The sequence below is a fragment of the Idiomarina sp. UBA4206 genome, assembly GCF_002383015.1.
Classification (GTDB): domain Bacteria; phylum Pseudomonadota; class Gammaproteobacteria; order Enterobacterales; family Alteromonadaceae; genus Idiomarina; species Idiomarina abyssalis.
The window spans coordinates 21,105-21,316 of record NZ_DFTS01000068.1 but is presented as its reverse complement, the minus strand read 5'-3'; positions in this window follow the sequence as shown (position 1 = coordinate 21,316).

Sequence of the window (212 nt, the reverse complement as noted above, 5' to 3'; positions counted from 1 at the left end):
CCGTAAACCCATCCCTGGGGGCTTATGTAACGCCATCCATGGCGTTACATACCGGCCTGCTCCGCAATACATACCCTGAATCGCATTCACTAATTCTCCTGCGTTACGGTATCCAGCAAACGCCACCTTTTAACTCTGGCTCAGGCTCTGGTATGTGTTCGCAGGTTGAATAGCCCGTTTTTGCCTCTTCTTTGGCTTTTTCGTTATAGCGT